This is a genomic window from Pseudomonas sp. Leaf434 (assembly GCF_001425545.1).
In the GTDB taxonomy this organism is placed as follows: domain Bacteria; phylum Pseudomonadota; class Gammaproteobacteria; order Pseudomonadales; family Pseudomonadaceae; genus Aquipseudomonas; species Aquipseudomonas siliginis.
The window spans coordinates 150,759-169,620 of the sequence record NZ_LMQZ01000011.1 but is presented as its reverse complement, the minus strand read 5'-3'; the positions used below and the strand labels follow the sequence as shown (position 1 = coordinate 169,620).

Genomic DNA, 18,862 nt, shown 5'->3' with positions numbered 1-18,862 from the left:
CCTCACCACAGAAGCCCCATCCACAATGCGATGGTGTTATTGAACCAGCGAACCACGCAGCGAGTGCGGTTGCGCGGCGTCGATGTGCACATCGGCGAACTGGCCGATCAGGGTGGGATTGTCGCAGCGGAAGTTGACGATACGGTTATTCTCGGTGCGGCCCTGCAGCTCGCCTGGGTCTTTCTTCGAATAATCGGTCACCAGAATGCGCTGGATCGAGCCGACCATTTGTCGGCTGATTTCGAAGCCCTGTTGATTCAAACGATGTTGCAGCGCGTTCAGACGTTCTTTCTTCAATTCTTCCGGGGTGTCGTCGGCCAGATCGGCAGCGGGTGTGCCCGGGCGCTGGCTGTAGACGAACGAGTAGGAGAAATCGAAGCCGACATCGGCAATCAGCTTCATGGTCTGTTCGAAGTCTTTCTCGGTTTCACCGGGGAAGCCGACGATGAAGTCCGAACTGATGCAGATCCCCGGCACGGCAGCGCGCAGTTTGCGCAGTTTGGATTTGTACTCCAGCGCCGTGTGGTTGCGCTTCATTGCTGCGAGAATCCGGTCCGAGCCCGACTGCACTGGCAAGTGCAGGTGCTTGACCAGTTCCGGCACTTCGGCGTGGGCCTGGATCAGGCTGTCGGAGAACTCCAGCGGGTGCGACGTGGTGTAGCGGATGCGGTCGATGCCATCGACAGCGGCGACCACGCGGATCAGTTCGGCCAGGTCGGCCAGGCGACCGTCGTGGGTCTGGCCGCGATAGCCGTTGACGTTCTGCCCGAGCAACGTCACCTCACGCACGCCGTGTTCGGCAAGGTGAATGATTTCCGCGATCACGTCGTCGAACGGTCGGCTGACCTCTTCGCCACGGGTGTACGGCACCACGCAGAATGTGCAGTACTTGCTGCAACCTTCCATCACTGACACATAAGCGCTCGGACCGTCGATGCGCGGCTCGGGCAGGTGGTCGAATTTTTCGATTTCCGGGAACGACACGTCGACCTGCGGCAGCTTGCTGCTGCGCGCGGCGTCGATCATTTCCGGCAGGCGGTGCAGGGTCTGCGGGCCGAACACCACGTCGACGTACGGAGCGCGATCACGGATCGCTGCGCCTTCCTGACTGGCCACGCAACCGCCGACGGCGATGACCATGTCGGGGTTGGCCAGCTTCAGTTCGCGCCAGCGGCCGAGCTGCGAATACACGCGGTCTTGCGCGCGTTCGCGGATCGAGCAGGTGTTGAGCAGAATCACGTCGGCGTCTTCCGCGCGAGCGGTGACTTCCAGGGCCTGATGTTCGCCCAGCAGATCGACCATGCGCGAGCTGTCGTACTCGTTCATCTGGCAACCGTGGGTTTCGATGTAAAGCTTCTTGGCCATGGATTCGGGTCGTCACGTGATTCAAAGAACCGCGCATTATAGGGAACAAGCCGTCAGGTTCCTACCGCTGTGCGTCCGGTGGCTATGCTATAGTTCGCGCCCTCATTTTTACCCCGATGTTATCCGCCCGCCATGACCAAACGCGAAGCTCCAATCTACAAGGTGATTTTCCTCAACCAGGGCCAGGTGTTCGAAATGTACGCCAAGCAGATCTATCAAAGTGATCTGTGGGGTTTCCTGGAAGTTGAAGAATTCGTCTTTGGCGAGCGTACGCAAATGGTCGTCGATCCGAGCGAAGAAAAGCTCAAGGCGCAATTCGAAGGCGTGGTGCGCAGCTTTGTGCCGATGCATTCGATCGTGCGCATCGATGAAGTCGAACGTCTGGGTACACCGAAAATCAGCGAAGCCCGTGGCGCGGTCGGCAATGTCATGCCGTTTCCGATGCCGATGCCTGAAAAGTAAGCTTCAAGACCGCGTAGCCCCCATTCGCGAGCAGGCTCGCTCCCACAGTAGATCTCCAGTGTTCAGAAGATCCTCTGTGGGAGCGAGCCTGCTCGCGAAGAGGCCAGAATGGTTGGCGCAAAAATCAGGGAAGAGGTGAAAACGGCGTACGCCCATCGGCGTTCTGCAGTTCCATCAGGTACTTGCGGAAAATCTGCCCGAGCACCTGAGTGGCGGTTTCGAGATCTTCGCGGGACATCTTTTCCGAGACTTCGTCGGCCGCGTCCAGCGCCTCTTCGGCACCGTTGACCGCTGCCATCTTCAGCACGATGTAGGCCTGGATATTGTTGGCCTGCACACCTTCACCGTGGAAGAACATGCTGCCGAGCTTGTATTGCGCCTGGGCGTGGCCTTGCAACGAGGCCTTTTCGAAATAGCTCAGGGCTTGATTGAGGTCGCGCGGCGCGTTCTTGCCGTCGTAGTAGAACTCACCCAACTCGTATTGCGCTTGTGCATCCCCTTCGTCCGCCGCTTTCTGGCAGGCGGCCAGTGCCTGCGTGACATCTTGCGGCTGAGTATTGAGGGTGCAACGACCCATCGCCGGGATCAACAACGAGTTGCCGCCTGCTTGTGCATGCGCGAGCAGGGGCTGAAGGAGCAACAGGCAGCCCAATGCAAGGGTGCGGCCGGTGCGGTTCATGGGAATCGACTTACCTCTGAAGGGCACGCGGACCCGTCGAGGGATCCAATAAGCGCGCATTATGAAATAAGCAGGGCCAACCTTACAAAGTCTTTACTCGTTTTTCTGCTGCGTGGGGAATATATCGCCCGATTCGGGCAGGATTTTCGCAGGCACGCCGGAAAAACCGAGCGGATGTAGGCGAAAGCTGACGCTGGCCATAGCCAACGTCAGCGGTACGGCGATTATTTCAATGCGGCGAAGGCGCGCTCGGCGGCGTCCAGTGTCAGTTGCAACTCGGCTTCGCCATGGGCGATCGAGGTGAAACCGGCTTCGAAAGCGCTCGGCGCCAGGTACACGCCACCTTCCAGCATCAGGTGGAAGAAGCGACCGAACATTGCTGCGTCGCTGGCCATCACGTCGTCGAAGGTGACGATGTCGTCGGCGCCGCTGAAGTACAGACCGAACATGCCGCCGGCCTGAGTGGTCACGAACGGGATGCCCGCAGCATCGGCACGCTGCTGCAGACCGTCGAGCATGCGCGCGGTGTAGTCGGTCAATTCGGCGTGGAAACCCGGGCGGCTGATCAGACGCAAGGTCGTCAGGCCGGCAGCCATCGCCAGCGGATTACCCGACAACGTACCTGCCTGATACACCGGACCGAGCGGGGCGATGCGCTGCATGATCTCGCGTTTGCCACCGAAGCAGCCCACCGGCATACCGCCGCCGATGATCTTGCCGAACGTGGTCAGGTCCGGCGTCACGCCGTAGTGCGCCTGGGCACCGCCGAGGGCGACGCGGAAACCGGTCATCACTTCGTCGAAAATCAACACCACGCCGTGCTTGTCACACAGCGAACGCAGGCCTTCGAGGAAGCCCGGCGCTGGCGGTACGCAGTTCATGTTGCCGGCGACCGGTTCGACGATGATGCACGCCACGTCCTCGCCCACTTCGGCGAGCATCGCTTCAACCGCGTCGATGTCGTTGAACGGCAGGGTCAGGGTGTGTTTGGCGAACGCTGCCGGCACGCCGGCCGAGCTCGGTACGCCCTGGGTCAGAGCGCCGGAACCGGCCTTGACCAGCAGGCTGTCGGAGTGGCCGTGGTAGCAGCCTTCGAACTTGATGATGCTGTCGCGCCCGGTGAAACCACGGGCCAGACGAATCGCGCTCATGGTCGCTTCGGTGCCGGAGCTGACCATGCGCACCATCTCCATCGACGGCACCAGCGAGCAGACCAGATCGGCCATCTCGGTTTCCATCGACGTCGGTGCGCCGTAGGACAGGCCGTGTTGCAGCTGATTGCGCACCGCGTCGAGCACGTCCGGATGGCTGTGGCCGAGGATCATCGGCCCCCATGAACCCACGTAATCGACATAGCGCTTGTCATCTTCGTCGGTGACGTAAGCGCCTTCGGCGTGTTTGAAGAACAGCGGGGTGCCGCCAACGCTCTTGAACGCGCGCACCGGCGAGTTAACGCCGCCAGGGATGTGTTTCTGAGCATTGGCAAACAGGGTTTCGGAACGAGACATGATCGGGCTCTCAAATCAGATTTTCAGAAGTTCGTTGAAGGCGCGGGCGCGGCGGGTCACTTCGGCGCTGCTCTCGGCGCCGAACAAACCGTGGATCACGGCGAGCAGATCGACACCGTGCTCGACCAGGGGCGCGGCGTTATCGAGGGTGATCCCGCCGATCGCGCAGATCGGCAAGTGCAGCGTGCGTTTGGCTTCGTCGAGCAAGTCGAGGCTGCAACTCGGCGCACCGGGTTTGGTGGTGGAATTGAAGAAGCGGCCGAAGGCGACATAACTCGCACCTTCTTTGGCAGCCTGTTCGGCCAGAGCGATTTGCCCGTGGCAGGTCGAACCGATGATCGCTTTCGAACCGAGCAGGGCGCGGGTCGGCGACAGCGGGCCGTCGGTCTGGCCCAAGTGCACGCCAACGTTGAGGCGCGCGGCCAACTCGGCGTCGTCGTTGATGATCAACTGCGTTTTATAGCGCTCGCACAAGTTGCGCAGCGTTTCGGCCTCGCGCAGACGGCGGGCCTCGTCGCTGCTCTTGTCGCGGTATTGCAGCAGGGTGACGCCGCCGTCGAGCGCCGCCTCCACGTAAGACAGAAACTTGCCGGCCAGCAACTGGCTGTCGGTAATGGCATACAGGCCACGTAGTTTCATCGGGCAGACCTCACGACGTTACGAGCAGAAATCCAGCGGCAGGCGACGCGGCACGAACTGGCCTTTGCCCAGTTGTTCGGCATCGCGCAAAGTGCGCCAGGTGTAATCCAGCGCACTGCGCACGGCACTGGCCAGGTGTTCGCCCTGAGCCAGGCGACCGGCGAGGGCGCTGGCCAGCGTACAACCGGAGCCGTGATAGCTGCCCGGCAGGCGCTGGCAGATAAAGGTTTCGCGCAGGCCGTCGCGGCTGTACACGCGGTTGTGGATTTCAGTTTCGTCGCCATGGCCGCCGGTGATCAGCAGGTTTTTGACGAATGGCAGGAGTTTTTCTGCGCACTCGTCGGCCGTGCCTTCGGGCAGTTCGGCGAGGATGCGCGCTTCAGGAAGATTGGGGGTAGCAATGATCGACAGCGGCAGCAGACGCTCGCGCATCGCATAGCCGACCTCGTCCTTGCCCAGGCGTCCGCCGCCGCCGGCACGCAGCACCGGGTCGCAGACCACCGGCAGATGCGGGTGCGCCGAGAGCAGTTCGACGACCGTGTCGACCATCTCCAGCGAACCGAGCATGCCCAGTTTCACTGCGGCGACTTCGGAGTCGTTGAGCACGGCGTTGGCCTGGGCCAGTACCCACTCACGGTCGAGGACGCGGAAGTCAGTGACGTTGACGGTGTCTTGCACGGTCAGGGCGGTGACGGCCGGAGCCGCATGGCAACCCTGCGCGAGCAAGGCTTCGATATCTGCCTGCAAGCCGGCGCCACCACTGGGGTCGTGGCCGGAGAGACAGAGGACAACGGGGCGGGAGCTGTAGATATTCATGGTGCGCGAGCTTACCACCAAAGCTGATTTTGGGGTTCAGTACTCACGGTGTTTGCGAGCAGATTGTCGGACAACCCCGCAGTCTTTATTTGGAGCACATTTGTGGCGAGGGGATTTATCCCCGTTGGGCTGCGAAGCGGCCCCAAACCCTGCAATCCGGTTCTTTCTGACACACCATCGCTGGATGGACTTGCGACTGCTTCGCAGCCGAACGGGGATAAATCCCCTCGCCACAATTGGTCATCTATCAAGGAGGCTGTCGTCGCGAGTTGACCAACCCAACAGCTCTATCTCGGTGCTTTGCCCTGGAACGCCCGTTCTAGAGCCGTTGTAGGAAAAATTTCCATGGTGCTCAATGGCCATCAACGGCTATGCTAGGCTGGATCCAAACAATCACAGGTAATACCGGTTTTACGTCTACTCAAAGGGAATGGGGGGCTTCCTGACACAACCGGACGAGCCACGCTGGGGCTTCAATGCGCTATTTGCTGATGTTGCTGTTCTGCTTGCCCCTCATGGCGAGCGCTGTCGAATTCGACGAATTCACCCAGAGCCTGCCACTGGGCCGATCGCTGCAAGTGTTCGAAGACCCGAGCGGTCAGGCGACGATTGCCGACGTCCGCGCGCAAGACGCCGCCGGCCAGTTCAAAGCCCACGACAAAGCCACGCTCAACGCCGGTTACTCGCGTTCGGCGTTCTGGCTGAAGATCGACCTGCATTACCGCCCGAGCAACCCGGCCGCCCAGCGCACCTGGCTGCTGGAACTGGCGTATCCGCCGCTTGATCACCTCGACCTGTACTTGCCTGGCGCCAACGGCGAATACCGACTGGTGCGCCAGACCGGCGATGCCTTGCCCTTCGCCAGTCGCGAGATCCGCCAGAACAACTACCTGTTCGACCTTCCCTTCAAACCGGATCAACAGCAGACGCTGTACCTGCGACTGGCCAGCGAAGGCTCGATCCAGGCGCCGGTGACCTTGTGGTCGAGCAGCGCATACCTCGAAGACCAACCGGTGCGCCTGTATGTGCTCGGCATCATTTATGGCGTGCTGCTGGGGATGCTGGTCTACAACCTGTTCATCTACCTGAGCGTGCGCGACACCAGTTACCTCTATTACATCTTTTACATCGGCTCGTTCGGCCTTTATCAACTGTCGGTGAACGGCGCAGCGGTCGAGTATTTCTGGCCGGACAACCCATGGTGGGCCAACGCCGCGACGCCGTTCTTCATCGGTTGCGCCGGTCTGTTCGGCAGCCAGTTCGCCCGCAGTTTCCTGCAGACCAAGACCCACAGCCCCTGGCTGGACCGCTTGCTGATCGGCCTGATTGCCTTCAGTGCACTGGTGATCGGCCTGTCGCTGATGACCAGTTACGCCCTGGCCCTGCGCCTGGCGACCACACTGGCGCTGACCTTCACCGTGGTGATCTTTGCCGCCGGGATTCTTGCCTGGTGGCGCGGCCTGCGGGTGGCGCGTTACTTCATCATCGCCTGGTCGGCATTCCTGCTCGGCGGCATCGTCAATACGCTGATGGTGCTGGGCCTGCTGCCCAACGTGTTCCTGACCATGTACGCCAGCCAGATCGGCTCGGCCATCGAGGTGGCGCTGCTGTCGCTGGCGCTGGCCGACCGCATCAACGCGATGCGCGAACAACAGGCGCAGACCTTGTTCGACGCCGGGCAGAAACTCGAAGTGCTCAACCAGCAACTGGCCCACAGCAACAAGCTCAAGGATGAATTCCTCGCGACGTTGACCCACGAACTGCGTACGCCGATGAACGGCGTGATCGGTTCGCTGGAGCTGATGCAGACCGTCGACCTCGATCCCGAGCTTGAGCAATATCAACAAACCGCCGCCGGTTCTGCTCGCGACATGATGCGCATGGTCAATGGCATCCTCACGCTCACTGAATTGCAGGCCGGCAAACTCAAGGCGACGCCGGGCAGTTTCAGCCTGCGCGCAGTGGTCGAGGCGTTGCGCGTGCAGTTCGAAGGTAATGCAGCGAGCAAGTCGCTGGACTTCAAGGTCGAGGTGCTGCCGACCCTGCCGGATCGCTTGCTCGGCGACATCGCGAAACTGGCGCAGTGCCTGGAATGCCTGCTGGACAATGCGATCAAGTTCACCCGCGTCGGCGGGCTGGCGTTGCGCGTTACCGGGCGGCCGTCGGCGGATGAGCGCATGGCGCTATCGTTCGCGGTGATCGACACCGGTATCGGTTTCACTGATCTGGGCGAGGCGACCCTGTATCAGCGTTTCTTCCAGCTCGACGGCTCGATGACTCGCGAATACGGCGGCCTGGGGGTGGGTCTGGCGATCTGTCGGCAACTGGTCGAATTGCTCGGCGGCAAACTCACCCATCGTTCCGAGCCGGGACGCGGCAGCCGCTTCCAGCTCGATGTCGAATTCGAACTGCCGGTGATCGAAGCGCCTGCGGATCAGCCGACCCGCGATTGCATTCGTGCGCCGCAGGACTGCACGGTGCTGCTGGTGGACGACAACAGCGTCAATCAACTGGTCATGCGTGGCATGTTGCTCAAGCTCGGTTTCCGCGTGCGCAGCGCTGACAACGGCGCCGCCGCGCTGGACTGCCTGCAACGGGAAAGTTTCGATGCGGTGCTGATCGATTGCCAGTTGCCCCGCCACGAAGGCGCATCGCTGTGCTGCCAGATCCATGCATTGCCGGGCTGTGCGCACTTGCCGGTATTCATGCTGGCGCTGGGTGCGGATCGCGAGCAATGCGCCCCGGGCGCGCCTATCGACTATCTGCACAAACCGGTCAAATTCGAGGATCTGCAGGCTGCATTACAGCGCCGCGTGCTCAGTTGCTGATGGGGTAAAAGCGCCGCAAAAACGGCGTCTATGACACTTTGTTCAAAAAAGCACCAGTGCTTAACTGGTGCCATTGCTGAACACGGAGCGCCGTCATGAACCTGCATCAGTTCGCCGAAACCCACGAAGTCACCAATCAGCCGCCGTCGCTGGACGGCACCAACCTGTACCGCATCGACCTGCCGCTGCAGGAGTGGTCGCGGCGTTTTGGCGCCGGTTGGGCCGAGTCGCGCATCGATGCCTATGGCGCACTCGCGGGTGGGCCTTTGATGGAAGCGGGGTTTCTCGCCAACCAGAACAAACCGGTGTTTGCCAGCCATGATCGCTACGGCCATCGCATCGATCTGGTCGAGTTTCACCCGGCCTACCACGAGCTGATGCGCACCGCGATCGAACATGGCCTGACCTCGCTGCCTTGGGCACACCCACAGGACGGCGCACATGTCGCCCGCGCGTCGATGACCTACCTGCACAGCCAGGCCGAGGCCGGCAGTGGTTGCCCGCTGACTATGACCTTCGCCAGCGTGCCGGCCCTGCGCTTGCAGCCGGAGCTGGCCGAACAGTGGCTGCCGAAAGTCCTCGCTACCAAATACGATCCGCGCAACGTCGGCATGGCGCACAAGGCTGGCGTGACCATCGGTATGGCGATGACCGAGAAGCAGGGCGGCACCGACGTTCGCGCCAACACCACCAAAGCCTATCCGGTCGGCGCCAGCGGCCCGGGTCAGGCCTATGAACTGGTCGGGCACAAGTGGTTCTGCTCGGCGCCGATGTGCGACGCCTTCCTGACATTGGCGCAAACCGACAAGGGCTTGAGTTGCTTCCTGCTGCCGCGCCATCGCCCGGACGACACGCGCAATCAGTTCTACATCCAGCGTCTGAAAAACAAACTCGGCAACCAGTCCAACGCCTCCAGCGAAGTGGAGTTTCGTGGCGCACTGGCATGGATGATCGGCGAAGAAGGGCGCGGCGTGCCAACCATTATCGAGATGGTCGCCATGACCCGTTTCGATTGCATGGTCGGCTCCAGCTCGCTGATGCGCCAGGCGCTGACCCAGGCCAGTCATCACTGCGCGCACCGCAAGGTCGGCGGCAAATTGCTCAGCGAGCAGCCGCTGATGCAAAACGTGCTGGCCGATCTGGCGCTGGAGAGCGAAGCGGCGCTGGCCCTGAGTCTGCGCATGGGCAAGGCGCTCGATCATCTGGATGATCGCCACGAAGCGCAATTCGCGCGGCTGGTGACGGCGGTGGGCAAATACTGGATCTGCAAACGTGCGCCAGGAATGATCAACGAAGCCGCCGAATGCATGGGCGGCGCTGGATACGTCGAGGACAGCATCCTGCCGCGCCTGTACCGCGAAGCGCCGGTGAATTCGACGTGGGAAGGGTCGGGGAATGTGCAATGTCTCGACGTGCTGCGCGCATTGTCAAAAGAACCGGGCGTGCTCGATGTGCTGTTCAGCGAACTGGGCGACGGCCATGGCGACAAGCGTCTGGCTGCGCATATTCAGCAGTTGCAGGCGCAATTCAAGGACACCAGTGAAATTCAGTATCGAGCGCGGCAACTGACTGAAGACATTGCGCTTGGGTTGCAGGCCAAGCTTCTGTTGGAGGCGGGGAATTCGGCGGTCAGTGATGCTTTCATTGCCAGCCGCCTGAGCGGTGGCGGTGGCGGTCGCGTCTACGGCGGGTTGCCGCGTGGGCTGGACGTCGAAGCCATCGTCGCACGCTCGACCCCTCAGCTTTTCTGACCCACGTCATATCCCCCCTGTGGGAGCGAGCCTGCTCGCGAAAGCGGTGTGTCAGTCGACATCTTTATTGGATGATCCACCGCATTCGCGAGCAGGCTCGCTCCCACAGAGGACATCATTGGTCTGCAGATTTAAGTGTCGCCACAACGCCACTGTTCCCGTGCGTCCACGATGCAGGCAAGATGAAGCTCTGCAAGTCAGAACACAGGAAGCTGATCGTGACCGAAGCGTTTATTGTCGTTCAAACCGCCGAACAAGCCGTGGATCGTCTGGCCGAGCTGCATGAGCAGGCCACCACTGCGCTGAATTCTGCCCTCAAGCGTTACCTCAAGGACCGCGTCGAACCCGACGCCGAACAGCGTGCCCTGTTTCGTTATCCCGAACTGCGACTGACCTACCACTGCCAGGGCGAAGTGCCGCAGACCACCCGCGCTTACGCCAAGGTGCAGTTGCCCGGTACTTACAGCGTCACCGTCACCCACCCGGCGGCGTTTCGCAAATACCTGCTTGAACAACTGACGCCGTTGATGCACGACTTCACCGTGACCGTCGAAGTCGGCGTCAGCCAGCAGAACATTCCGTATCCGTACGTGGTCGAGCAGGGCGATGAACTGGCCGGTTCCGGCGTCACTGCGGCGGTGCTGGCGCGGGTGTTCCCGAGCACGGATCTGTCCGCCGCCACCGATGGCATTGCCGACGGCCTCTACGACTGGGAAAACACCGATCCGCTGCCGCTGGCACTGTTCGATGCGGCGCGCGTGGACTTCTCGCTGCGCCGCCTGGTGCATTACACCGGCAGCGACTGGCGCCATGTGCAGCCGTGGATTCTGCTGACCAACTACCATCGCTACGTCGATCAGTTCATCGTTCATGGTCTGGAGCAGTTGCGCCGCGATCCGCGCTTCGTGCGTATGGTCCTGCCGGGCAACGTGATCATCGAGAAGAGCATGGACCACGGCGAAGCCTCGGCGATTGCCGCCGGTGTGGTCTGGCACCGTTACCAGATGCCGGCCTATCACCTGATCGCCAACGACGGCCACGGCGTCACGCTGGTGAACATCGGTGTCGGCCCTTCCAACGCCAAGAACATCACCGATCACCTGGCCGTGCTGCGCCCGCATTGCTGGCTGATGATTGGCCACTGCGGTGGCCTGCGTCAGTCGCAGACCATCGGCGATTACGTGCTGGCCCACGCCTACATGCGTCGCGACGGCATTCTTGATCGTGTGGTGCCGCCGAATATTCCGATCCCGGCACTGGCCGAAGTGCAGCTTGCGCTTCAACAGGCAGCGGCGAATGTCACCGGCGAGAAAGGCGACGACCTGAAGAAACGCCTGCGCACCGGCACGGTCCTGACCTACGACGACCGCAACTGGGAACTGCGCTGGGCGCAGGAACGGCCGCTGATCAACCTGTCCCGCGCAGTGGCGGTGGACATGGAAAGCGGCACGATCGCAGCGCAGGGTTATCGCCTGCGGGTGCCGTACGGCACGTTGCTCTGTGTTTCGGACAAACCGCTGCACAGCGAAATCAAACTGCCGGGCTCGGCCAACGCCTTCTACGAGCGTGCGGTCAGCCAGCATTTGAAAATCGGCATCGAAGCAGTGGATCTGCTGCGCACCGAGCTCAACTCGCTGCACTCGCGCAAACTGCGCAGCTTCGACGAGCCGCCGTTCCGTTAACGGTTAGTCGTGGTCATTTGGCGGTCGGGGCACTAGCATTGTCAGCCCTGATCGCTAAATGTTCTGTCTCTTATGTCCCGTCCCCCGCGTCCCCCTTCCCGCCGCCCCGGCGTGAAGCCTCAGTCTTCTGCCCCGCGCCGTGTTGCCAAGGCACCACCGGCCGAGCCGAAACTGATCCTGTTCAACAAACCCTTCGATGTGCTGACGCAGTTCAGCGACGGTGAAGGGCGGGCGACACTCAAGGATTACATCGATGTGCCAGGGATTTACCCGGCCGGACGTCTGGATCGCGACAGCGAAGGTTTGTTGCTGCTGACCAACGACGGCCAGTTGCAGGCGCGCATCGCCGATCCGAAACACAAACTGGCGAAGACCTATTGGGTGCAGGTGGAGGGCGAGCCGACGGCTGAGCAGTTGCAGCGCCTGCGTGATGGCGTCGAGCTGAATGACGGCATGACTCTGCCCGCCCAAGCGCGGCAACTGGCTGAGCCGCAGTTGTGGCCGCGCAATCCGCCGGTACGCTTTCGCGCGACCATACCGACTTCATGGCTGGAACTGGTGATTCGCGAAGGGCGCAATCGTCAGGTGCGGCGCATGACGGCGGCGGTCGGGCTGCCGACGTTGCGTCTGGTGCGAGTCAGGATTGGCGACTGGACCCTTGAAGGGCTGGATCAGGGCCAGTGGCGGGAAGTGCCGGCGCGCTTATAAGGCGCCGGACTCGATCAGGCCGATCACCACACTCTTGATGATGAACGCGGCCACGCCCAGGCCCAGCACGAAAAACAGAATGAACGAGCCGAACCGCCCGGCCTTGGACTTCTTCGCCAGATCCCAGACGATGAAACCCATGAAAATGATCAGGATGCTGACCAGACCGGTCATCATCCACTCTTCGAACAGTGCTGGATCCATTGGCGATCTCCGGCGCGGACAGGGCTGAAAGGGCGGCGGCGAGTATACGCCATGGTCGGTGGGGTGGCATTGATCTGGGTCTGATCCGCAATTGTTGCCCTCACCCTAACCCTCTCCCGGAGGGAGAGGGGACCGATCGGGGGATGCTGATGAGCTATGTCGACCTGTTCCAGCTGTTGCGAATCCGTAATCGACTCGGGCTTTCAGGTCGATGTATAACGCCTGACCCTGCGGTCGGCTCCCTCTCCCTCCGGGAGAGGGCTGGGGTGAGGGGCTTTTGCTTAGCTACGCAAATGAGTCAGCGGCAATTCAGTACTGTTCAAAACCTGGTTCAGCACAAAACTCGACCGCACGCTGGTGACCCCCTCGATCCGCGTCAGATGCCCCAACAGCAACTTTTGATAGTGATCCATATCCGGCACCACCACTTTTAACTGGTAGTCGGCATCCACTCCGGTCACCAGGCTGCACTCCAGCACTTGCGGCAATGTGCGGATCGCCGCCTCGAAATTCTCGAAGCGCTCGGGGGTGTGCCGATCCATGCCGATCAGCACATACGCGGTCAGGCTCAAGCCGAGCATCTTGCGATCGAGCAGCGCAACCTGGCGCGAAATATAGCCATCGTCTTCCAGCTGCTTGACCCGGCGCGAGCAAGGCGAGGGCGACAGACCGATGCGTTCGGCCAGTTCCTGGTTGGAGATACGGGCGTCGCGCTGCAATTCCGCCAAAATACTCAGGTCATACCGGTCAAGTTTGCTCATCAATCTGTCCTTGGTCGTAACTATTGCGGCAGATTATCTATCCAGGGTTAAAAATTGCGCAAGCGGTGTTTAATTGAGCAATTTTCGCAATCCTCTGTCGCAGCCTCAGGCTTATTCTTAACACCAGAATCACTGCTCGGTAACACAGTCCACGCGGCCCGCCCAATCAGGCCCGCCGCGGCCGCCACCCCCACCGGGGATGTGCCGGCCCCCGAGCTGCACACTGTCCAGAAGACGGCGTGAGGTGAGCCGACGTCAAAAGCGTCGAGCCAGGACGAAGTTCTCCAGAAGGGAGGCCGACGGGTCTCCCTTTTTTCTTGCCTGCGATTTCATGTTGGCGCCTCAATAAATAAGTCGCGCGACTGATAACCTGTTGCAGAACCCGATGGGGCTGTTTCGAGTCTCAGCAACAAGCCCTGCCAACGACAGGCTCCCACAGTGAGGAAAAGCATGAATTCGCGCATCTGGCGTCTGGCCGGTGTTGGTTTGCTGTGTGTGGGTGTCAGTGCGCAAGCGCTGGCCGATGAGCCGCAGATTCGTGGGCCGGGCAACGGGCCGCAGAACGACGGGATCATCCGTGGCGACAACAGCCGTCAGTTCGAGCACAACGGCCAGCCGCATAACAATGACGGTCAATGGCAGAACCGCAACCGTGCCGATGAGCGTCCGCAACCGCCTCGCCAGCCCGGTAGTAACATGCCGATCCAGCCGCGTCCCGACGCCGTGCACCAGACCCAGGAACCGCGTCAGGGTTACTACCGCGACGAGCGCCCGCAGAACGGTTACCACAATCAACAGTGGCAGACGCGGCCGCGTCCCGATGACAACCGCTGGCCGGGACGGCCCAATGGTCATGGCAATGGCTGGGGGCCTGGCCCGCAGTATCGTCCGGGCCATGTGATCGATCGTTTCCCGGATCGGGATTACCGCGTGCCGTATCGCGGTCAGGATTACTTCTATTCCGGCGGCTATTGGTATCGCCCGCAAGGCCCACGCTACATCGTCGTGCAGCCACCGCGCGGGATCCGCATCCAGTATTTGCCGGATTACGCCCGTGAAGTGTGGATCGGCGGCTCGCTGCTGTTCCTCGCCGCCGGCTCGTATTACGCCTATCAAGAGGCGACGCAGGATTACGTGGTGGTCGAGCCGCCGCTGCAGCAACCGCCGCAACCGCAATCTCAAGGCTATGACGTCGAAGCCTACCCGGCCAACGGCCAGTCACCGCAGCAGGTGCAGCAGGACGGTTACCAGTGCTCGCAGTACGCGGTGCAGCAAAGCGGTTTCGACCCGCGCACCGCGACCTACCAACCGGCACCCGAAGTGGTTCAGGCCTATCGCCAGGCGCAGGGCAACTGCCTGAGCAGTCGCGGTTACCAAGTCAATTACTGAGTGCGGGCGGCGAGCACCACTTCCTGTGGGTCGGCGTGCACCAGCACCTCGGCCTTCGGATATTCCTTGTGAATCGCCGCCGCCGCTTGATCGCTGATGCCATGGGCGACTGACAGGGTCAGTTCGCCCGGCAATTCCAGGTGCAATTGCACGAACCAGTGGTTGCCCGAGATCCGCGTGCGCAAGTCATGCGCACCGAGCACCCCCGGCACGCTGCACGCCAGTTCGAGCATGTGCTGGCTGACATCGGTCGGCAACTCCTCGTCCATCAACACCGAAAAACTTTCCCGGGCGATCTGAATCGCGCTCCAGAAAATGTACACGGCGATCCCCAGCCCGAACCACGCGTCCAGTTGCGCAAAACCCATTCCCGCCAACACCAGCGCGATCAGGATGCTGCCGTTGAGCAGCAGGTCCGAACGGTAATGCAGGGAGTCGGCACGCACGGCGTTGGAGCCGGTCTGCTTGATCACCCGGTGCTGCAACATCAGCAGCGCCGCCGTCAGCAGCAGGGAAAACACGATCACACCGATGCTCAGCCACGGCGCGCCAAGCGGCTCTGGTTTCTGCAAGCGCTCGTAGGCCTGAAACGCGATCAACACCGCGCTGCCACCGATGAACAACGCCTGCGCCATGCCCGCCAGCGATTCGGCTTTGCCGTGGCCATAACGGTGATCGTCATCCGCCGGACGCAAGGCGTAATGCACCGCCAGCAGATTGAGCATTGAAGTGACGCCATCCAGCGCCGAGTCGGTGAGGCCGGCGAGCATGCTCACCGATCCGCTGAGCCACCAGGCAATCGCTTTGGCGACGATCAGCGTGCACGCGACCGCCACCGAGGCACGGGTCGCCAGCCGCAGCAGGCGGGCGTGTTCGGGGCTGGAGGTCATTGAACGTCCTTATTCAAGCGGCGGGTTGCAGGCCGAACATCGCCAGTTGCTGAGTGCTGCCCTTGTGCTGGATCAGGCGCGGGTCGTCGAGAGGAAAGTCTTTACCCAGTTCGCTCTCGAGAATCGCCTGCAACTTGTGATTGTCGACCTGACCGTCCGGGCCGATGGCTTGCTTGAGCTTGGCCGGATCGATCTGCGCGGTGTGGCCCGGTTCGAAATAGATCGCCCCGGTGGCGAAGTCGACGGCAAACGCGATCAGCCCGGGAATGATGTAGAACAGCAGGCCGACGGCATCGAGCACGGCGATCGCCGGGTCGATCTTGCCGTCGATCTGGCCACGGCGGTCCGGGTAGAAAATCGAACCGCACGCCGACAGTTGCGTGAGCAGGGTGGCAACCAGAACACCGCCGATCAGGCGAGAGGGTAAGCGCATGGAAATGTCTCCTGAGTCATCAAATAACGAAGCTTCGTCTTGTGAAGTTAAGACCCTGACGAACGTCAGACAGTTCGTCGTTATACTCGCCGCTCTGTTTGGGAGCCAGCATGATTTCTTTGCCGATCGATGATGTTTTACCCGCCCTGCGTGAAGCCCTCGCGTCACGCCACGAAGCCGTGCTCGAAGCACCGCCCGGCGCCGGTAAGACCACCCGCGTGCCCTTGGCCTTGCTCAACGAAGCCTGGCTGGCCGGGCAGACCATCGTCATGCTCGAACCACGGCGTCTGGCCGCGCGCGCAGCGGCGGAACGTTTGGCCAGCGAGCTCGGCGAGCAGGTCGGTGAAACCGTCGGCTATCGCATCCGCCTCGACAGCAAAGTCGGCCCGAAAACCCGTATCGAAGTGGTCACCGAAGGCATCCTTACCCGGCGCTTGCAGGACGACCCGGCGCTGGAGGGTGTGGGCTTACTGATCTTCGACGAATTTCATGAACGCAGTCTCGACGCCGATCTGGCGCTGGCCCTCAGTCTGAACGGTCGCGAGCTGTTTCGCGCTGAACAGCCGCTGAAGATTCTGCTGATGTCGGCGACCCTCGAAGGCGAGCGCCTGGCGGGGTTGCTCGATGACGCGCCGATCCTGCGCAGCGAAGGCCGCATGTACCCGGTGACGATGCGCTGGGGCCGGCCGTTCCAACCAGGGGAATACATCGATCAACGCGTTACCCAAACCGTGCTCGAAGCGCTGCACGACGAGACCGGCAGCCTGTTGGTGTTCCTGCCGGGGCAAGCGGAGATCCGTCGCGTGCATCAGCAATTGGCCGACACCATTGGCGAGCGCAAAGACATCTTGCTGTGCCCGTTGCACGGTGAACTCGACCTCAATGCGCAACGCGCGGCAATCGATCCGGCGCCGCCCGGTCAGCGCAAAGTGGTGCTGGCAACCAACATCGCCGAGACCAGCCTGACCATCAACGGCGTGCGCGTGGTCATCGATGCCGGGCTGGCGCGGGTGCCGCGTTTCGACCCGGGCAGCGGCATGACCCGCCTCGACACTCAACGCATCTCCAAGGCCAGCGCCACCCAGCGTGCCGGCCGCGCCGGGCGATTGGAGCCGGGCGTGTGTTATCGCCTGTGGTCACAGGATCAGCACGAACAACTGGCGGCCTATGGCAGCGCGGAAATTCTCTCGGCGGATCTGGCCAGCCTCGCTTTGCAGCTGGGGCGCTGGGGCGTGACCCCGGGCGAACTGGTTTGGCTGGATGTGCCCCCGGCCGCCGCGTATGCGCAAGCGCAGGATCTGCTGCAACGGCTCGGCGCCTTGCACGGTGACACGCTGACGGCCCACGGCCAGGCCATGGCTGAACTGCCGGCGCATCCGCGCATTGCGCATTTGCTGTTGCGCGGTCAGGCGCTGGGGCTGGCGGCGATGGCCTGCGATGTGGCGGCGCTGCTCGGCGAGCGCGATATCCTGCGCGGCGCTGGCGCGGATCTGCACAGCCGATTGATTCTGCTTTCCGGCGAAGGACGTGCCGGCCGTGGGGCGCAGGGCGGGGTGCAACGTGCCCGGCAATTGGCTCGGCAATATCGCGGCTACTTGCGCGGCAAGCCGAGCGAGCCGGTCAGCGATGCCGAGCATCCACGCTGGCTCGGCGCGCTATTGGCGCTGGCCTACCCGGATCGCGTCGCCCAGCAACGGCGTGCCGGGGGTGCCGAATACCGGTTGGCCAACGGTCGCGCCGCGCTGTTCGCTGAGGCCGACAGCTTGATGAAGCATGAGTGGATTGTCATCGCCGACCTCGGCAGCCGTCAGGGCCAGCGCGAAGAACGTATCTATCTGGCGGCGGATTTCGATCCGGCGCTGTTCGATTCGGTGCTCACCGAGCAAGTGCGCAGCGTCGACCAACTCGATTGGGATGAACGCGAAGGCGTGCTGCGTGCCGAGCGCCAGCGCAAGGTCGGCGAGCTGATTCTCAGCCGCGAACCGTTGACCGGTCTGGATGAAAACGCGCGCAGTCAGGCACTGGTCAATCTGGTGCGGCGCAAGGGTCTGGAGCTGCTGCCATGGACGCCAGAACTGCGCCAGTGGCAGGCGCGGGTGGCGCTGTTGCGCCAGCTCGATCTGCGCACTCAGGACGACAGCCAATGGCCGGATGTCAGCGATGCAGCGCTGCTCAATACCCTGGAAGACTGGCTGATGCCGTATCTGGGCAAGGTCTCGCGGCTGAGCCATTTCGCCAACCTCGACCTGTCGAGCATCGTGCGCAATCTGCTGCCGTGGCCGCTGCCGCAGAAGCTCGACGAACTGGCGCCGCATCATTTGAGCGTGCCGTCGGGTTCATCGATTCGCCTGGATTACAGCGACCATCCACCGATTCTCGCGGTGCGCTTGCAGGAGCTGTTTGGTCTGGCCGATACGCCACGGATTGCCGGCGGCCGGCAAGTGGTCAAGCTGCATCTGCTGTCGCCAGCGCGGCGACCGGTGCAGGTCACGCAGGACCTGGCCAACTTCTGGCGCAGCACCTATGCCGAGGTGAAGAAGGATCTGAAGGGGCGTTATCCGAAGCACTATTGGCCGGACGATCCCTTGGTCGCCGAAGCCACGGCGCGGGCGAAACCACGGGGCACCTGACCCGCAATGGCTGCGTGCCATTAGCCCATCCGTGCTAATTGCCCTTGGTTGTTCAGGCTCGCAAAATCGCCGCCTGAACAATAACAAGCCTTGTTGCCTGACAACTTGCGCCCAAGG

General features: G+C 62.0%; 16 protein-coding genes. 7 read left to right on the top strand and 9 right to left on the bottom strand.

All coding sequences use genetic code 11. The features are described 5' to 3' along the window. Window positions 1-36: 36 nt before the first annotated feature. Window positions 37-1,365: a tRNA (N6-isopentenyl adenosine(37)-C2)-methylthiotransferase MiaB gene (gene miaB / locus ASG55_RS22885; RefSeq protein ID WP_041477732.1), complete on the bottom strand. Its 1,329-nt coding sequence runs from the start codon at window positions 1,363-1,365 to the stop codon at window positions 37-39. Between the two features lie 132 nt (window positions 1,366-1,497). Between miaB and ASG55_RS22880 the strand changes: the two genes are divergently transcribed. Then, entirely contained in the window at window positions 1,498-1,827 is a 330-nt protein-coding gene (locus tag ASG55_RS22880; protein WP_016773045.1) for a DUF1820 family protein, read from the top strand. Between the two features lie 124 nt (window positions 1,828-1,951). Here the strand turns inward: ASG55_RS22880 and ASG55_RS22875 are convergent, their stop codons facing one another. The 4 genes from ASG55_RS22875 to ASG55_RS22860 all read right to left on the bottom strand — a co-directional run bounded on the left by ASG55_RS22875 (window position 1,952) and on the right by ASG55_RS22860 (window position 5,469). Further along, window positions 1,952-2,506 carry a tetratricopeptide repeat protein gene (locus ASG55_RS22875; RefSeq protein ID WP_056790633.1) on the bottom strand — a complete coding sequence of 185 codons (555 nt, stop codon included), beginning with the start codon at window positions 2,504-2,506 and terminating at the stop codon, window positions 1,952-1,954. A 224-nt stretch (window positions 2,507-2,730) separates the two neighbouring features. Then, entirely contained in the window at window positions 2,731-4,014 is a 1,284-nt protein-coding gene (hemL, locus tag ASG55_RS22870; RefSeq protein WP_056790631.1) for a glutamate-1-semialdehyde 2,1-aminomutase, read from the bottom strand. 15 nt (window positions 4,015-4,029) lie between these two features. Then, the gene (gene thiE / locus ASG55_RS22865) at window positions 4,030-4,653 is read right to left on the bottom strand and encodes a thiamine phosphate synthase (protein WP_056790629.1); all 624 of its coding nucleotides are present in this window, start codon (window positions 4,651-4,653) and stop codon (window positions 4,030-4,032) included. Window positions 4,654-4,671: 18 nt separating this feature from the next. Then, window positions 4,672-5,469, bottom strand: coding sequence for a hydroxymethylpyrimidine/phosphomethylpyrimidine kinase (locus tag ASG55_RS22860; protein ID WP_007909650.1), 798 nt, complete (start codon window positions 5,467-5,469; stop codon window positions 4,672-4,674). Between the two features lie 476 nt (window positions 5,470-5,945). Between ASG55_RS22860 and ASG55_RS22855 the strand changes: the two genes are divergently transcribed. The 4 genes from ASG55_RS22855 to ASG55_RS22840 all read left to right on the top strand — a co-directional run bounded on the left by ASG55_RS22855 (window position 5,946) and on the right by ASG55_RS22840 (window position 12,438). Further along, the gene (locus tag ASG55_RS22855) at window positions 5,946-8,297 is read left to right on the top strand and encodes a hybrid sensor histidine kinase/response regulator (RefSeq protein WP_056790624.1); all 2,352 of its coding nucleotides are present in this window, start codon (window positions 5,946-5,948) and stop codon (window positions 8,295-8,297) included. Window positions 8,298-8,392: 95 nt separating this feature from the next. Then, window positions 8,393-10,048: an acyl-CoA dehydrogenase family protein gene (locus tag ASG55_RS22850; RefSeq protein ID WP_056790621.1), complete on the top strand. Its 1,656-nt coding sequence runs from the start codon at window positions 8,393-8,395 to the stop codon at window positions 10,046-10,048. Window positions 10,049-10,230: 182 nt separating this feature from the next. Further along, on the top strand, window positions 10,231-11,730 hold the full coding sequence (gene amn / locus ASG55_RS22845; protein WP_162245423.1) for an AMP nucleosidase: 1,500 nt from the start codon (window positions 10,231-10,233) through the stop codon (window positions 11,728-11,730). Window positions 11,731-11,802: 72 nt separating this feature from the next. After that, entirely contained in the window at window positions 11,803-12,438 is a 636-nt protein-coding gene (locus ASG55_RS22840; RefSeq protein ID WP_056790617.1) for a pseudouridine synthase, read from the top strand. Here the strand turns inward: ASG55_RS22840 and ASG55_RS22835 are convergent. Next, a complete protein-coding gene (locus tag ASG55_RS22835) occupies window positions 12,433-12,642 on the bottom strand; it encodes a DUF2788 domain-containing protein (protein ID WP_016773053.1) in 210 nt (69 codons plus the stop codon). The genes ASG55_RS22840 and ASG55_RS22835 overlap by 6 nt on opposite strands. A 281-nt stretch (window positions 12,643-12,923) precedes the next feature. Further along, window positions 12,924-13,403 carry an Lrp/AsnC family transcriptional regulator gene (locus tag ASG55_RS22830; RefSeq protein WP_007909658.1) on the bottom strand — a complete coding sequence of 160 codons (480 nt, stop codon included), beginning with the start codon at window positions 13,401-13,403 and terminating at the stop codon, window positions 12,924-12,926. Window positions 13,404-13,853: 450 nt separating this feature from the next. Here ASG55_RS22830 and ASG55_RS22825 point away from each other — a divergent pair, with 450 nt between their 5' ends. After that, the gene (locus ASG55_RS22825; protein ID WP_056790614.1) at window positions 13,854-14,792 is read left to right on the top strand and encodes a DUF6515 family protein; all 939 of its coding nucleotides are present in this window, start codon (window positions 13,854-13,856) and stop codon (window positions 14,790-14,792) included. Here the strand turns inward: ASG55_RS22825 and ASG55_RS22820 are convergent. Beyond that, on the bottom strand, window positions 14,786-15,682 hold the full coding sequence (locus ASG55_RS22820) for a cation diffusion facilitator family transporter (protein ID WP_056790613.1): 897 nt from the start codon (window positions 15,680-15,682) through the stop codon (window positions 14,786-14,788). The genes ASG55_RS22825 and ASG55_RS22820 overlap by 7 nt on opposite strands. 13 nt (window positions 15,683-15,695) lie before the next feature. Further along, complete coding sequence (locus ASG55_RS22815; RefSeq protein WP_042610556.1) at window positions 15,696-16,115, bottom strand: hypothetical protein; 420 nt, start codon at window positions 16,113-16,115, stop codon at window positions 15,696-15,698. A 110-nt stretch (window positions 16,116-16,225) separates the two neighbouring features. On the opposite strand from ASG55_RS22815, the gene hrpB reads away from it, so the two are divergent. Next, window positions 16,226-18,745, top strand: a complete 2,520-nt coding sequence (hrpB, locus tag ASG55_RS22810) for an ATP-dependent helicase HrpB (RefSeq protein WP_056790611.1) — start codon at window positions 16,226-16,228, stop codon at window positions 18,743-18,745. The last annotated feature ends 117 nt before the right edge of the window (window positions 18,746-18,862 follow it).